This is a genomic window from Mycobacterium parascrofulaceum ATCC BAA-614, assembly GCF_000164135.1.
Lineage (GTDB): Bacteria > Actinomycetota > Actinomycetes > Mycobacteriales > Mycobacteriaceae > Mycobacterium > Mycobacterium parascrofulaceum.
Genome location: NZ_GG770556.1, coordinates 104,219 through 117,677 on the forward strand (window position 1 = coordinate 104,219; position 13,459 = coordinate 117,677).

Annotated in this window: 12 protein-coding genes; 2 read left to right on the top strand and 10 right to left on the bottom strand. The window is 65.3% G+C overall.

The annotated features are described in order from the left end of the window. Nucleotides 1-238: 238 nt before the first annotated feature. A complete protein-coding gene (locus tag HMPREF0591_RS20380) occupies nt 239-1,102 on the bottom strand; it encodes an SDR family oxidoreductase (protein ID WP_007170510.1) in 864 nt (287 codons plus the stop codon). A gap of 162 nt (nt 1,103-1,264) precedes the next feature. On the opposite strand from HMPREF0591_RS20380, the gene HMPREF0591_RS20385 reads away from it, so the two are divergent. Next, nucleotides 1,265-1,831 (top strand): TetR/AcrR family transcriptional regulator, encoded by a 567-nt coding sequence (locus HMPREF0591_RS20385; protein WP_007170511.1) that lies wholly within the window; start codon nt 1,265-1,267, stop codon nt 1,829-1,831. A 9-nt stretch (nt 1,832-1,840) separates the two neighbouring features. Here HMPREF0591_RS20385 and HMPREF0591_RS20390 read toward each other — a convergent pair whose 3' ends face one another. The 8 genes from HMPREF0591_RS20390 to HMPREF0591_RS20425 form a co-directional block, all read right to left on the bottom strand. After that, the gene (locus tag HMPREF0591_RS20390; protein ID WP_083802036.1) at nt 1,841-3,766 is read right to left on the bottom strand and encodes an oxidoreductase; all 1,926 of its coding nucleotides are present in this window, start codon (nt 3,764-3,766) and stop codon (nt 1,841-1,843) included. Next, nucleotides 3,763-4,992, bottom strand: a complete 1,230-nt coding sequence (locus HMPREF0591_RS20395; protein WP_244269008.1) for a cytochrome P450 — start codon at nt 4,990-4,992, stop codon at nt 3,763-3,765. The genes HMPREF0591_RS20390 and HMPREF0591_RS20395 overlap by 4 nt, the downstream gene beginning before the upstream one ends. After that, nucleotides 4,989-5,432: a limonene-1,2-epoxide hydrolase family protein gene (locus tag HMPREF0591_RS20400; protein ID WP_244269010.1), complete on the bottom strand. Its 444-nt coding sequence runs from the start codon at nt 5,430-5,432 to the stop codon at nt 4,989-4,991. The genes HMPREF0591_RS20395 and HMPREF0591_RS20400 overlap by 4 nt, the downstream gene beginning before the upstream one ends. A gap of 11 nt (nt 5,433-5,443) precedes the next feature. Then, a complete protein-coding gene (locus HMPREF0591_RS20405) occupies nt 5,444-5,839 on the bottom strand; it encodes a limonene-1,2-epoxide hydrolase family protein (RefSeq protein WP_007170515.1) in 396 nt (131 codons plus the stop codon). A 50-nt stretch (nt 5,840-5,889) separates the two neighbouring features. After that, complete coding sequence (locus HMPREF0591_RS20410; RefSeq protein ID WP_244269012.1) at nt 5,890-6,321, bottom strand: nuclear transport factor 2 family protein; 432 nt, start codon at nt 6,319-6,321, stop codon at nt 5,890-5,892. Then, nucleotides 6,305-7,906 (bottom strand): class I adenylate-forming enzyme family protein, encoded by a 1,602-nt coding sequence (locus tag HMPREF0591_RS20415; RefSeq protein WP_007170517.1) that lies wholly within the window; start codon nt 7,904-7,906, stop codon nt 6,305-6,307. Before HMPREF0591_RS20415 ends, HMPREF0591_RS20410 begins: the two co-directional genes overlap by 17 nt. A gap of 65 nt (nt 7,907-7,971) precedes the next feature. After that, nucleotides 7,972-8,496, bottom strand: coding sequence for a pyridoxamine 5'-phosphate oxidase family protein (locus tag HMPREF0591_RS20420; RefSeq protein WP_007170518.1), 525 nt, complete (start codon nt 8,494-8,496; stop codon nt 7,972-7,974). 57 nt (nt 8,497-8,553) lie between these two features. Next, entirely contained in the window at nt 8,554-9,945 is a 1,392-nt protein-coding gene (locus HMPREF0591_RS20425) for an aldehyde dehydrogenase family protein (RefSeq protein ID WP_244269014.1), read from the bottom strand. 239 nt (nt 9,946-10,184) lie between these two features. Between HMPREF0591_RS20425 and HMPREF0591_RS20430 the strand changes: the two genes are divergently transcribed. Further along, complete coding sequence (locus HMPREF0591_RS20430) at nt 10,185-11,822, top strand: phytoene desaturase family protein (protein WP_040623456.1); 1,638 nt, start codon at nt 10,185-10,187, stop codon at nt 11,820-11,822. Nucleotides 11,823-11,863: 41 nt separating this feature from the next. On the opposite strand, the gene HMPREF0591_RS20435 is transcribed toward HMPREF0591_RS20430, so the two are convergent. Further along, a complete protein-coding gene (locus tag HMPREF0591_RS20435; RefSeq protein WP_007170521.1) occupies nt 11,864-13,399 on the bottom strand; it encodes an AMP-binding protein in 1,536 nt (511 codons plus the stop codon). Nucleotides 13,400-13,459 lie beyond the last annotated feature (60 nt).

Consider the following 13,459-nt stretch of genomic DNA (forward strand, 5'->3'; position numbering starts at 1 on the left):
GGACACCGAGTGCCGCGAGGCCGTCGGCCAGCCGGCGTGACTCTGCCGCTACCGCAACGTAACTGAGCTCTGCATCGTCGGTGAGCACCAAGGGCCGCTCGCCGTACTGCGCAGCGCACCAATCAAGCCACCCGGATAGGGTGTGAGATCGCCACACGGGGAATCGCGCGCGAAGCAGCTCCCGTCGCGCAGCGATGCTCGCGGTCAACGACTTACCCACGCCATCTCGGCCGCTTCCCTACCCCACCGGGTTGGTGCCGAGTTTTGCATGAGACATGTCGCTGATTTCGGCCCAGCGCTTGGTTATTTCGTCCAGAGTCGGCGGTGTGCCGAATGTGACGCCGTCGTTTTGGAACTGCGCGACGCGCTGCACCAGGCCGCCGCCGACGACGAAAACCGAACCGGATTCCTGGTTCTCTTCTGAAACCAGGTAACCGACGGCCGGCGCGACGTGGTCGGGGTTGAGCTTGTCGAGCACTTCCTGGGGTGCGATATCGGCGGTCATCCGAGTGGCAGCCATCGGCGCGACCCCGTTCGCGGTGATCCCGTACTTGGCGCCTTCGATCGCCAGGGTGTTGAGCAAGCCGACCAGTCCGAGCTTGGCGGCGCCATAGTTGGCCTGACCGAAATTGCCGTAGAGCCCGCTTGTCGACGTCGCCATGACGACGCGGCCGAACTTCTGCTCGCGCATGTGCGGCCACGCCGCACGGGTGACGTAATAGCCGCCGTAGAGGTGCACTTGAATGACCGCGTCCCAGTTCTCATCGGTCATTTTGTGAAACGCGCCGTCGCGCAGGATTCCCGCGTTGCTCACCACACCGTGCACAGCCCCGAAGTTATCGATCGCGGTCGCAACGATCGCCTCGGCCCCTTCCCGGGTGGCCACACTGGAATAGTCGGCGACCGCACGGCCACCGGCACCGACAATCTCGTCTACGACCTTGTCCGCCATGCTGGTTCCCGATCCGGAGCCGTCCCTTGCCCCGCCGAGGTCATTGACGACGACGAGCGCTCCGTTGCCGGCCAAGAAGTGCGCATAGGACCGACCAAGGCCCCCGCCGGCGCCGGTGACGATGACAACCTTGTCCTGCAATCCGGGCACTTATGATCCTCCAGTCGGTTTCAGACGCTGACAGCTTGGTTTAATGTAGATTCAAATTTTCACTCGAGTCAACCGGCGTCGGAGAGTCGCGAAGATCTGGCGGTTTCGAATGCCTTTCGCACGCCCACGCACCCCGCGACGCTGCAGCCGACTAAAGTGCCAATGATGGCGAACGGCGTCTCCCGCGGGGCCTACTTCGACACGGGTCTTGACGTCCTCTCCGACCTGGGTTACGGCGGGCTGAAGTTGGCCGAGGTGTGTCAGCGGCTCGGGATCAGCACCGGTTCCTTCTATCACTACTTCGAAAACTGGCCCGCCTACACCCGCGAACTGGTCGAGCACTGGCGCCAGGTAAACACTGTTCGGTTGGTGGAGTGGATTCGGACCGAACCCGATCCGCGCCGACGCATCGACCGCATCATCGACATCGGCCTGAATTTGCCTCACGGCGCTGAGGCGGCTATCCGCGCGTGGAGCAGCGTGGATGCCCACGTATATGCGGTACAAGCCGCCGTCGACAAAGAGCGCCACCAGATTCTTCGAGAGTGCGCATTCGAGATTCTGCGTAACGATCGGCAGGCGCAATTGTTCGCCGACTGGGCGGTCTACCTGCTGGTGGGCTACGAGCAGGCCACCTTGCCTCCCGACCCCGCCGCGCTCGAGTGGATTGTCAGCCAGTTGCTCGACGCCTTGGACTTCGACCGATTTTCTTCGGTGCCGCGCAGCTGAGCGACGCGCTCATATCGCCAGCGCGGCCTGATGGGCTTCCTTGAAGCTGTCGAAGGCGGTTCGCGGTGCTACGGCGTCTCCGACCACCGAGTGGGGAATGCTGATCGCCTCTACGACTGGAAGCAGACTGAGCGCCGGCCGCATCGGCACTGCGGCGACCACCGATCCGACGGCCAGCTCATCGATCGTCTCGCCGTCCGGGCGCACGATGGTGGCCACGCTGTCCTCCAGGCAGCCGAGAATGCCCTGGGTGATGATGCGTTTCAGCCGGCGGTGCCAGGTACGGGGGGCTTCGAAGCGATGCAGAGTTCCGCCGAAGGGCATCACCGTCTCATAGCAGGTGACAAAGGTGACGGACCTGCCGGCGGCGGCCAGCGCCTCGGCGACTAGCGCCGCTTCATTGGTGCCGAGCGCGTCATAGACGAGGACGTCGTCGTGCACGCTGCCGGAGAGCGCCGCGGCGGTGCTGATCATGTGTTCGGCGCCGACCAGGTCCGGCGCGAACGTCGCCCCCGTTGCCAGAACGACGTGATCCGGCGCGAGGTCGGCAAGTATGGCTGCGGTGACCTCCACGCCGAGCTCGACTTTGACCTGTGCTTCGGCAAGTTCGTTTACCAGATGGTCCAGCGAGCTGGCCAGGTCGGCTGCCGCGGTGAGTTCGACGGCGCGCAGCCGACCGCCGGTGCGTGTTCCGGCGTCGAGGATGCGAACTTGATGCCCGCGCTGCGCGGCGATCTCGGCGGATTTGAGACCCGCCGGCCCGGCGCCGACGACCAAGACCTGCTTGCGGTGGGTAGCGGGCCGGATGCGGAGCTCCTCCTCGCGCAGCACCGCCGGATTGTGAAAGCAGCTTGCGGTCGGCGAACCGGCGAGCTTGCGGTCGACGCAGACGTTCGCAGCCACACAGGGACGGATCCTATGCGCCTGCCCGGACTCGAGCTTGCGTATCAGCGCGGGCTCGGCGATGTATGCGCGGGTCATGGCTACCAACTCGCACTCCCCCTGAGTCAGCAGCGCCTCGGCGGTACCGGCAGAAGCGATCCGCCCGGTCCCGATCATCGGGACGGTTGTGTTTAGAGATTCGCGCAGCCGCCGCAGATAGCGGATGTTGGCGCCCTCGGGCTGCCGGTAGTTCGGGATCGCACGGTCGTAGCTCGGCCCGCCGTACCCGACGGTGGTGTTGAGCACATCGATCTCGCCGGTGTCGAGTAGGCGTTGCAGACCTTCTGCGATACCTCGAGGGCCCTGTCCCCCGTCGTCGGTTGCCCGTAGGTCGTCGGTCGGGGTCCGATAACCGAGAATCCGGTTTGCACCGATTTCGGCGCGGACCTGTTCGATGAGGCAGCGGGCGAAACGGGTTCGATCGCCGTCGTCGGACGGACCCCATTGGTCCTCGCGCGAGTTGTTCCACGGTGTCAGGGACTGCTGAATCAAATACCCGTGCCCGCCGTGGAGTTCCACCCCGTCGCACCCCGCCTGTGCGACAAGCCGCGCAGCGCGTCGATAGGCGTCGAGGACCTGCTCGATTTCTGCGCCGGTCATCTTGTGCACCGGCTCGCCCTCGGGCGTCTGGGTGTGGTCGAACCCCCACAATGCCGGCCGGGCGACATCGTTGTCGGTGCGGAAGGTGGCGCCGAAGTGCACCAGCTGCACGATCAGTGGCGTGCCTTCCCGGTGCACCGCCTCGGCCAGGCGCGCGTGCCGGTCCTGGAGCTCGGTCGGGTAGTCACCGAATGGGTTGACGTAAAACGGGTGGGCAATCAGCAGCCCTAGGCCGCCGGCAGCTCGTTGCCGGGCGAACTCGATGTACGAGTCGGCAGGCAGCAACGGGTTCCGCCAGGGTTCGCTGATGCTCGTGGCGGTCATGACGACGCGGTTGCGCAACTCCACCGTCCCGACCCGAAGCGGGGACAGCAGCGTAGGAAATCCAGTCACGGACCGGTCTTCTCCGGTGTGAACACGATCGGCAGTGACTCGACGCCCCGGGTGTTGCCGCCTCCCGTCCAGCGGATCTCGGCCTCCGGTGCGATCCGGGCGTCGGGCAGCCTGCTCAACAACTCGTCGACCACCGCGGAAAGTTCGGCCACCGCGAGGTGTTCGCCCAGACAGCGATGCCGGCCGGTGCCGAACGTCACGTCCGACGGCGAGCGCGGCCGATCCAAGCTGAACGTGTCGGGCTCCGGAAACACCTCGTCGTCGCGGTTGGCTGCGCCGAAACAGAGCATCACCTTGTCGCCGCTGTGCAGGTGTTGCCCGCGCTTCTCATGGCCGGTCACCACCGTCCTGGCCATGTGCATGACGGGGGCATCGAGTCGCAGGGCCTCGGCGATAGCCACGTGACGCAGAGACGGATCAGCTAGCAGCCGGTCCCGCAGGCCCGGCTCGGCCAGGATCCGGTAACAGAGGCTGCTGATACCGTGCACCGTCGTCTCGTGGCCGGCAGAGATGATCAGGCGAACCATTCCCAGGATCGCGGCGGGCTCGAGCGGGGCGCCGTTCTCGTCAGACAACGCCACGCCGATGATCTTGCTCAGAGTGTCGTCGCCGGGCTCGTCGATTCTCTCGTCGATCTCGCGTTGGACGAACGCCTCGAACCGTTTGGCGCTGGCTATCTTTTCGTCGAGACTCACCTTGGCCGACGAGAGGTACTCCATCATCAGCTGGCGCATCTCGTCGGCTCGATTGCGGTCCAAGCCGAGATAGTGCGCCAGTACCGCGGGCGGTACCGGGTCGGAGACAGCTGACACCAGGTCCGCGTGGCCGTCCGCGACGAACTTGTCGAAGCACTCCCGCACCAGCTCCCGGATAGCATCGTGGTTCAGCGCGACGACCTTGTTCGTGAAGAACGGCATGACCATCTTGCGGTACGCGGAATGCTCGGGCGGATCGAACTCCGCCGGCACCAGGCGCATCGATGCCCCGGTCGGCGGGATCATGATCCCCTGCGTTGTCGTGAATACCGAGTGATCGCGTGCGGCGTCGACCACGTCGTCGTAACGGGTCAGCGTCCAGAACCCGCCATAGTTGTCGCTCCACCCGACCGGGCAGCGACTGCGGAGATCCGCGAGAGTCTGGTGCATCCGCGGTGGCAATTCCGGATCGCCGTGGTCGAATCCGGTGGACGTCGGCCTAGTGTCCGGTGATGTCCCCGACTCCCTCATTCGGAAACCCCGTGCCTCATTTCGGCCGCAGTGGGTGCTGACACTACGGGTTGGCCGAACTCGAGCTTTGAAATCCAGTCATCGCAGTAATCGCGCCAAGTGGTGACCTTGTTTGCGTCGAATTCGAGAACTCCCGTAACCGGGATTTCCGCGATCACCGTGCCGTCGGCGCGGTACAGGTTGTCCGACCTCTCCACGACCACTCGGCCCGAGGTTGCGAGCAAGGTCCGGATCGGGCACTCGACCGTCGCGATCTGCAAGGCGTCGAACATCTCGTCCAGCCCCCGCAAGCAGACATCGAGACCCGTCAGGGCACCACGGCCGCTGTTCCACCAGACCAAGTCGTCCGTGCCGTACCGGCGGAACGATTCCTTGACTCCTTCAACACCCGGTCCCCACATCTCGAGGATGTGTCGCACGATCCGTTCCTCGTTGGGCATCATCGGCCGCCTCAATCGAGCTGGCCGACGGCCAGCAGCGGGCCCGGATCGAAGTAGTCGCGCCACTGGGTGATCTTGCCGTCCGCCCATTCGAGGACACCGACCACGGGAGCGGCGAAGATCTCCTCTCCGTCGGCGTCAAACACCCGGTCTATCCGTTCGACCATCACCAGGCCCTGGGTGGCCAATAGGGAGCGGACGTCCACCCTGGTACTGCTGAACTTCCAAGCTTGCGCTTGCGCAGTCAGCAGTTCGATGCACGCATCGAGACCTTCGACGCTGGGAATTCCAGTGTTGATCCATTTGACGTCGGGGGCGCAGTAGCGCCGGAATGCGTCGATGATGCCGTCGACTCCGGATTCCCACAGCGCGATCATGTCCCGCGTGTGGCGTTCTTCGTCAAGCATGTGTCCGCCTCCTTCGTTCTCGTAAGCCGATCGGCGGAATAACGCCCGCGCTAGACGAGCGCGGGAACCTCCGAGACGCCGATCTGGCGCAGCACATCGGCCAGATTCCAGTAGTCGCGGTTCTGCGCGATCAACTCACCACGGATGACACCGGTCGAAATCCCACGGATGGTGAACTGCTGGCCCTGTCCGGTGAAAATGCCGAAGCTGCCGTCGATCACCCCGGACACGGTCCACTCGAAGCTGTAGCTGTCCTCGTCGACCACGAGGCTCTCCTGCACCGCATTGAAGGAGTCGCCCGCCGCCTCGAAGTAGAGGTCCCAGAAAGCCTGCACCGAATCTTTTCCCCGGTGGATCTGCTGGACAGCGAGGTCCTCGTAGCTGATGTCGTCGGTGAAGCAGGCCAGCGCCGCTGGAACATCCTTGGCGGCGAACGCATGCCAATAGCGGGTCAGCATGTCTCGATTAGCGGCGACTGACATCGTGACTCTCCTCCTGGTGAGTGACCAGGGATTCGTGGTCGGTTGGCGGGGGCGTTGCCGTAGCCGAGCGGTAGTGCTCACGCAGCGCCGCCTTGGCCACCTTTCCGGTGGCATTGCGGGGCAGCGCCGCGACGACGTCAAGGTTTTTGGGGTACTTGTAGCGGGCGATGCGGCCCGCGCACGCAGAGTGCAGAGCGTCGAGGGTCACGTCGGCGCCCGGGTTCGCCACCACGACCGCCAGGCCTACCTCGCCCCACTTCGCGTCGGGGACACCGATGATCGCCACCTCGGCGACTTCGGGCAGGTCGATGAGAACGTTTTCGACTTCGGCCGCATAGACGTTCTCGCCACCGGACTTGTACATGTCCTTGTAGCGACCGGCGATATAGAAATAGCCGTCGGCATCGCGGCGGGCCGCATCGCCGGTGCGGAACCAGCCGTCCACGAAATACTGTTCGTTGGGCAGGTTCCAGTAGCCAGGGGTGACCGCCGGCCCCTTCAGCCACACCTCGCCGACCACGTCGTCGGCGACATCGGTCAACGTGTCGGGATCGACCAACCGCACCGCGGTATGCAGCACCGGCTTGCCGCACGTCCCCGACAACGCCCGTTCCAGTCCCTCCTCGAGCACCAGCGCGGCCGGGCCAGTCTCGGTGCCGCCGTACTGCGGGAGCAGTGCGACTCCCTTGGCAGCGAAGGCCCGCAGCAGCTGCGGAGTGGTGGTACCGCCGCCCAGGACGATCTTGCGCATCGTGCCGCAGTCGGTGGTGCCGAAAGTCGGATCGTCGACGAGGGTCTGAAGCAGCGACGGCGCGGTGGTCAGATGGGTCACCCCGTTGGTCTGCTCGCCAATGTAAGCCAGGATTGCCGCCGGGTTCCAGCGCGCCATCGTGGTGACCTGACCGCCATGCATCAGGATCGGGTTGGCCAGCACGTTCAACCCGCCGGCATGGAACAACGGCATAGGGTTGAGCATGTTCACATCCGGGGCCGCGACCTGAGCCGCGGTGAGGATGTTGAAGGCGTTCCACATCATCGATGCGTGCGAGACCAACGCTCCCTTCGGCGTACCGGTGGTGCCGGACGTGTAGAGGATGTGCGTGATGGCGTCAGGGTCGTGGGGTTGCGCCGGCAGCGGAACGAGTCCATTCCCGGGCTCGGCGCTGGTCAATGCCTCCAGCTCGAGAATGGTCTGCACGCCCGCGGCGTCGGCCACGTCGCGCGCGGGTTCGGCCCAGGTTGCGTCGTGGGTCAGTGCGGACACGGCGGCGTCGATGCACTGGTGCCGCATCTCCGCGGTGACCAGCCGCCAGTTCAGCGGCACCATGACCACACCCGCCCGCATCGCGGCGAACTGCAGCACGAAGGCGCGTGGCGCGTTGTCGGCGACGACGGCGATCCGGTCTCCCGGCCGCAGTCCATGTGCCAGCAGCGCGGCAGCGGCCAAGCCCACTCGCTGCTCCAGCTGGGCCCAACTCACCTGCTCGCCAGTGTCGGCGCTGGCCAGCGCGATGGCGTGCGGCCGAACCGAAGCGTGGTGCGCGACCCAATCCGATACCGGAAATTGGAAAGTCCTCGACGGCATTGTCACCACGTACGACCGTCTGAAGCCGGCGTCGTGGCAACGATGTACGGACAATGCATGTTTCGTCAGTCCGCCCTTCTCCTACGTGCCTGATGGCCATCGAAGGCATTCGTCCGCACGGTGGGCACGAACTTGATCACGACGCGCCCCGGGTGATCAGCTGCGCGAGCATGGGCCTGCTGCGCCTGCTCGTCGTGCGGGTCGTAGCGCCGGGCGATCTCGGCCAGGAACCACAGAATGCGTTCGCGGTCCCGGACGACCTCGCTAATTCCCTTGAAGGACACCGACTTTGAATGACCCATCGAGGTGCCCATCGAAGAGATGACCACGCACGAGCGGGGATCGCGCATGATCGCTTTGACGCGAACGCGGGATTCCTCGGCGCACAACCAGATTGCGCCTTCAGCGTGAATGAAAGCCTCAGTCAGCGCGACCGGGTCGCCAGCGCGGTTCGTCCAGCAGAAGGTGCACTCGAATTGCTCTGCCAGCAGTTGCGCGACTTCCTCGTCGCTGAGTGTGAACGCGCGGACATCAGCGAGCGAGTCAACCTGAACGTCGCCACGCGAGGGCGGCGAGGAACTTCGGGTCATCGAGCATGTCCTTCCATGCGGCTGATCAACAGGTTTCGTGACACGTCCGACGTGACGTCAGGCTCGTGCGGTATGCACCACTTGAGGCTCGGTGAACGCCAGCAGCCCGTCGACCCCGTTCTCCACACCGATGCCGCTCCATTTGGCGCCACCGAACGGCACCGTCGGCAGCAGCGCCGCGTGGGTGTTGACGAAGGCTGTACCGCACTCGAGGCGTTCGGCCACCTCACGCGCCGCCACTTCATCGGAGCCCCACACCGAACCGCACAGGCCGTACATCGTCGCGTTGGCCCGCTCGACCGCTTCGTCGACCCGTGAATAGCGCAGGATCGGCAGCACCGGACCGAACTGCTCCTCATCGACGACGGCGACACCCTCGGCGACATCGGCGAGGATGGTGGGCTTGAAGTAGTAGCCCGGCCCGTCGATCGCGTCGCCACCGGCGACGACCCGGGCGCCGCTGGCCACGGCGTCCTGCACCAGGCCTTTGACGCGTTCGAACTGCGGTCGGGTGGACAGCGGACCCATTTGCGTGGCCGGATCGGTCGGGTCACCGACCGCGATCGCCGATGCCGCGGCTCCGAAGGCCTCGATCGCCTCGGCGTACACCCCGTCTGGCACGTAGATCCGCTTGGGCAGGGCGCACGCCTGCCCGGTATTGAAGAAAGCTACGCCGAACAGCGCCGGGATCACCGAAGCCAGATCGGCGTCGGGCAACAGGATTGCGGCGTCGTTGCCGCCGAGTTCCAATGTCAGCCGCTTGAGGTCGGCGCCGGCCGCGACGGCGACATTCTTGCCGCCGGCGATCGAACCGGTGAAGGTGATTTTGCGGGGAATCGGGTGCGCTACCAGCGCCCGTCCCAAATCGTCTCCGCCCGAGATCACGTTCAGCACGCCGGGCGGCAATACCTCGCCCATGATCTCGCCCAGCAGCAGGGTTGCCATCGGGGTAAAGGGCGAGGGCTTGACGACGACGGTGTTGCCGGCCAACAGCGCCGGTGCGATCTTCCACATCGCCAGACCCAGCGGGAAATTCCACGGCGTGATCGCGCCGACGACACCGATGGGCCGCTGCGCGACTTCGATGAGCGCGCTGCTGTCGTCCTGCAGGATCCGCCGCGGGATTTCCATCTGGGCGAAAACCTGCAACCACGCGACGCAGATCTGCACCTCACTGGCGGACAGCGGGGCGGGCTTGCCCGTCTCCGCGGTCAGCGTGGTCGCGAGTTCGCTGTGGGCGGCGGCGATCGCGTCCGCCAGCCGCAGTAGCGCTTTGCGTCGCTCGGCTTCGTCCAGCCGCCACGACCGCCCGGCGGCTTGCGCACCTTCCAGCGTGTCGTTGAGTTGCTCCACGGAGCACTCCGGCGCTTGACCCACCACGTCGCCCGTCGCGGGATTGATCACGTCAAAGGTTGCCTGGGCGTGGACTTTGTTCCCGTTGATCGTCATCGCGACCATAGTTCTCGCCTTCTCTTTCTCGAGTGAAGTAGCAGGCAATCGATGCGGCCCGCCCGGGCGCCAGGTGACCGCAGTCACAGGCTGTAAAGCTAACACCGATTGGTTTAGATCGAAAGCGTCGGCTCCGTCCGCAACGTTTCCTGCATCAAACGGCGTTGAGGAGCCTAACGTTGTTTGATAACCTCAGCCCCCAACACGCTGCTCGAACACATCGTGGGAGGAGACAGTCAGTGAGCGGACCGTTGTCCAGAGAGCACGACGCGGATGTCCTCGTTGTCGGCGGCGGCCACAATGGGCTGGTGGCCGCGTGCTATCTCGCTCGAGCCGGTCTCGACGTCCTGGTGCTGGAAAGCCGCGATGTGCTCGGGGGCTGTACGACCACGGAGATCCTGATCCCCGAAGCGCCCGAGCACTGGTTCAGCCCCTGCGCCGACGACGTCATATCGCTTCGCGCGTCGACGGTGCCCCGAGATCTCGAGCTGGCTAGGTACGGCTACCACGAGATCGACGTCGATCCCCCGTACGTAGCGCTCGCCCCCGACGGCGGGTCGCTCGCGTTCTGGCGCGACGTCGGTCGCACCGTGGCAGAGGTAGCACATTTCTCCCGGCGCGACGCCCGGATGTTCGAACAGCTCATCGAGCAGCTGATGCCGATATCGGATGCCGCGATCGAACTGATGGCGACCAATCCGACCCGGCCCGATCTGGGCAGCGTGCTGCGCGCCGCGCGCAAGCTGCGCCGCCCACGCGGTATCCCTACCCTCGCCTCGTTGGCCACCGTCTCGGCCGCCCAGGCGATCCAGGAGCGGTTCGAACATCCGATAGTGCAAAGCGGCCTGGCTCAGCTCGCCAACTTCGGTTCGCCGATCACCATGGAGCACACCGGGATCAACTTGCTGATCATCCCACTGATCATGCGTGTCGGCATGGCACGCCCGCGCGGCGGGATGGGCATGCTGCCACGAGCGCTCGAACGTTCCCTGGTCGCGGCCGGCGGCCAGGTCCAGACGTCTGCCCGCGTCCAAGAACTGCTGGTCGAAGGCGGTCACATTGCCGGCGTGCGGTTGACCACGGGTGCGGAGCTGCGCGCCCACACCGTGCTGACGGCGACCGAGCCGACACAGGTGTTGAACAAATGGCTACCGGACGGTGCATTGTCAGAACGCATGGCCGCGCGCGCTTCACACATACCGACGCGTAGCGGCAACTGCGCACACTTCAAGATTCAGATCGCTTTCCGCGGCAAGCTGCAGTTGAAGCGGCACAGCGCCGCACGCACCGACGGCCTCGATCTACGGGTGCCCACCCACGTCGTGGGAAGCATCGACGATATCTGCCGGGCGATCACCGACGCGGGCAGCGGACGACTGCCCGACCCACTGCCCTACGCGAGCATGATCAACACCGCGATGGACTCAACCCTGGCGCCCGCCGGCCAAGACTGTCTGAGCCTGTGGTCGGGATGGGTGCCGTTGGAACCCGCCGAAGGGTGGGACGACATGAAGGCCGCCACCGAGAAGGCTCTGGTCGGACACGCAATGAGTTACCTGGACGGCTTCGAGTCTTTGGAGGTCGCCCGCTGGGTCGAGTCACCACCGGAGATGATGGCACGAACCAGCGTGCCGACCGGCAACGTCTACCACGTCGACATGACCATGATGCACCTCGGCCCATTCCGGCCGGCGTGGGGTTTCGGGGGCTACCGGACACCGGTGCCGGGCCTATATCTCAGCGGCGGCGGCACCCATCCGGGGCCCTCGGTATCCGGCCTGCCCGGTCAGCAAGCTGCCCGCACCCTGCTGCGCGACTTGCGCAAAGGGAGAACACGCACGTCGGACAACGCACGACCGGCAGAGCACGTGACCTGATGTCGGCCGGCGGCACGACCGCTGGAGCGGCCGGGCGACTCTCAATTGCTGCCGTAGTCCAACTTGAGCTGCGCCCTGGACACCTTGCCGGTCACGTTGCGTGGCAACTGATCTACCACCGACAGCCGCTTGGGCAGCTTGTAGCGCGCCAACCGCTGCGCGGCAAACACGTTGAGCTCGTCGAGGGTCACTGCCGTGCCCGGGGCCGGTACCACGACCGCCAGCCCGACTTCGCCCCACGTCGCGTCGGTGACACCGACAACGGCGACTTCGTGGACGTGCGGATGCAGAGCGAGCACTTGTTCGACCTCGGCCGGGTAGACGTTCTCGCCGCCTGATTTGAACATCTCCTTGGTGCGTCCCGACGGGTAGTAGAAGCCGTGGACGTCGCGGTAGGCGGCGTCGCCCGTCTTGAACCAGCCGTCCTCGGTGAAGTATGCGGCCTTGTCCTGCCCCCAGTAGCCGACGGTGATGCTCGGACCGCGCAACCAGATTTCGCCCGTCACCCCGGTTTCGACGTCACGGCCGGTGGAATCGACCAACCTGATCTGGGTGTGTGGTGCCGCGCGGCCCGTCGACCCCTTCTTGGCGACGCCGATGTTCGCCCTTTCGTTGTCCAAAACCGTTGCCATCGGCCCCATCTCGGTGCCGCCGTACTGGGGCTGAAGCGGAAAACCGTGGTCGGCCCACCGCTGCAGCAGCTCCGGTCCGGCGACCGCCCCGGCGATCACCCCGTGCCGAAGGTGCGACAGGTTCGCACTCGAGAAGCCGGGCAGGTCGGCGATGCGCTGGTACATCAGTGGAATCGCGGCGAAATGCGTGATCGGCGGCTGCCGGCTCAGCATCTGCTGCAGCACGTGCTCGGGGTCGAAGCGCGCCATCGTCGTCACTGCCCCGCCGAAGTAAAGAATCGAATTGGCCATCACGTTCAGTCCCCCGGCGTGGAACAACGGCATCGGGTTGAGATGGTGGCAGCCGGGTTGTGAGAAGCCGGTGGTGTGCGCGGCGCTGAGGGCCTGCCACACCAAAGTCGAGTTGGTCGAGATGGCACCCTTCGGCTTTCCCGTGGTGCCCGAGGTATAGAGGATGTGGGTCGGGTCATCCATCGTGATCTCACCCGTCGCCCGCAACGGCCTGGCTGTCCAGATCGCATCTTCATAGTCGATCGGGCCTTGCGGGCAATCCCAGGAGAGCTGGCGCGGGATCCCGGCCTTGGTGGCGACCTCGAGAGCGACGTCTGCCCAGACACCGTCGTAAACGATGATCCGTGGCTGAGCGTCCCGACATATCTCTTGGATCTCAGTGGTATGCAGGCGCCAGTTGAGTGGGACGAACAGCGCCCCGAGGCGCATGCACGCGAATTGCACCTCGAACACCCGGGGATGATTCTCGCCGATCAGCGCAACCCGGTCACCGTGACCGGCGCCGAGTCCGCGCAGCGTGGCGGCAAGGCCTGCCACCCGTTGCTCGAGTTCGGCCCACGTCGTTCGGATTCCGTCTTCGGCGCAGCCGAACGCGAGCGCATCCGGGCGGTGCTGCGCGTGGTAATCCACCCAGTCGGTGGCGAAGAAGGCCAATTTTGCTCCAATCGCGACGGAGTTACCAAACGACGTGTGAAGGGTAGTAAATGGTGCGCA

What these genes read in the sequence shown, in the direction of transcription:
- HMPREF0591_RS20385 (WP_007170511.1), top strand. Translation starts at nt 1,265, where the DNA reads ATGATGGCGAACGGCGTCTCCCGCGGGGCCTACTTCGACACGGGTCTT.
- HMPREF0591_RS20395 (WP_244269008.1), bottom strand. Translation starts at nt 4,992, where the DNA reads ATGAGGGAGTCGGGGACATCACCGGACACTAGGCCGACGTCCACCGGA.
- HMPREF0591_RS20400 (WP_244269010.1), bottom strand. Translation starts at nt 5,432, where the DNA reads ATGCCCAACGAGGAACGGATCGTGCGACACATCCTCGAGATGTGGGGA.
- HMPREF0591_RS20405 (WP_007170515.1), bottom strand. Translation starts at nt 5,839, where the DNA reads ATGCTTGACGAAGAACGCCACACGCGGGACATGATCGCGCTGTGGGAA.
- HMPREF0591_RS20410 (WP_244269012.1), bottom strand. Translation starts at nt 6,321, where the DNA reads ATGTCAGTCGCCGCTAATCGAGACATGCTGACCCGCTATTGGCATGCG.
- HMPREF0591_RS20415 (WP_007170517.1), bottom strand. Translation starts at nt 7,906, where the DNA reads ATGCCGTCGAGGACTTTCCAATTTCCGGTATCGGATTGGGTCGCGCAC.
- HMPREF0591_RS20420 (WP_007170518.1), bottom strand. Translation starts at nt 8,496, where the DNA reads ATGACCCGAAGTTCCTCGCCGCCCTCGCGTGGCGACGTTCAGGTTGAC.
- HMPREF0591_RS20425 (WP_244269014.1), bottom strand. Translation starts at nt 9,945, where the DNA reads ATGACGATCAACGGGAACAAAGTCCACGCCCAGGCAACCTTTGACGTG.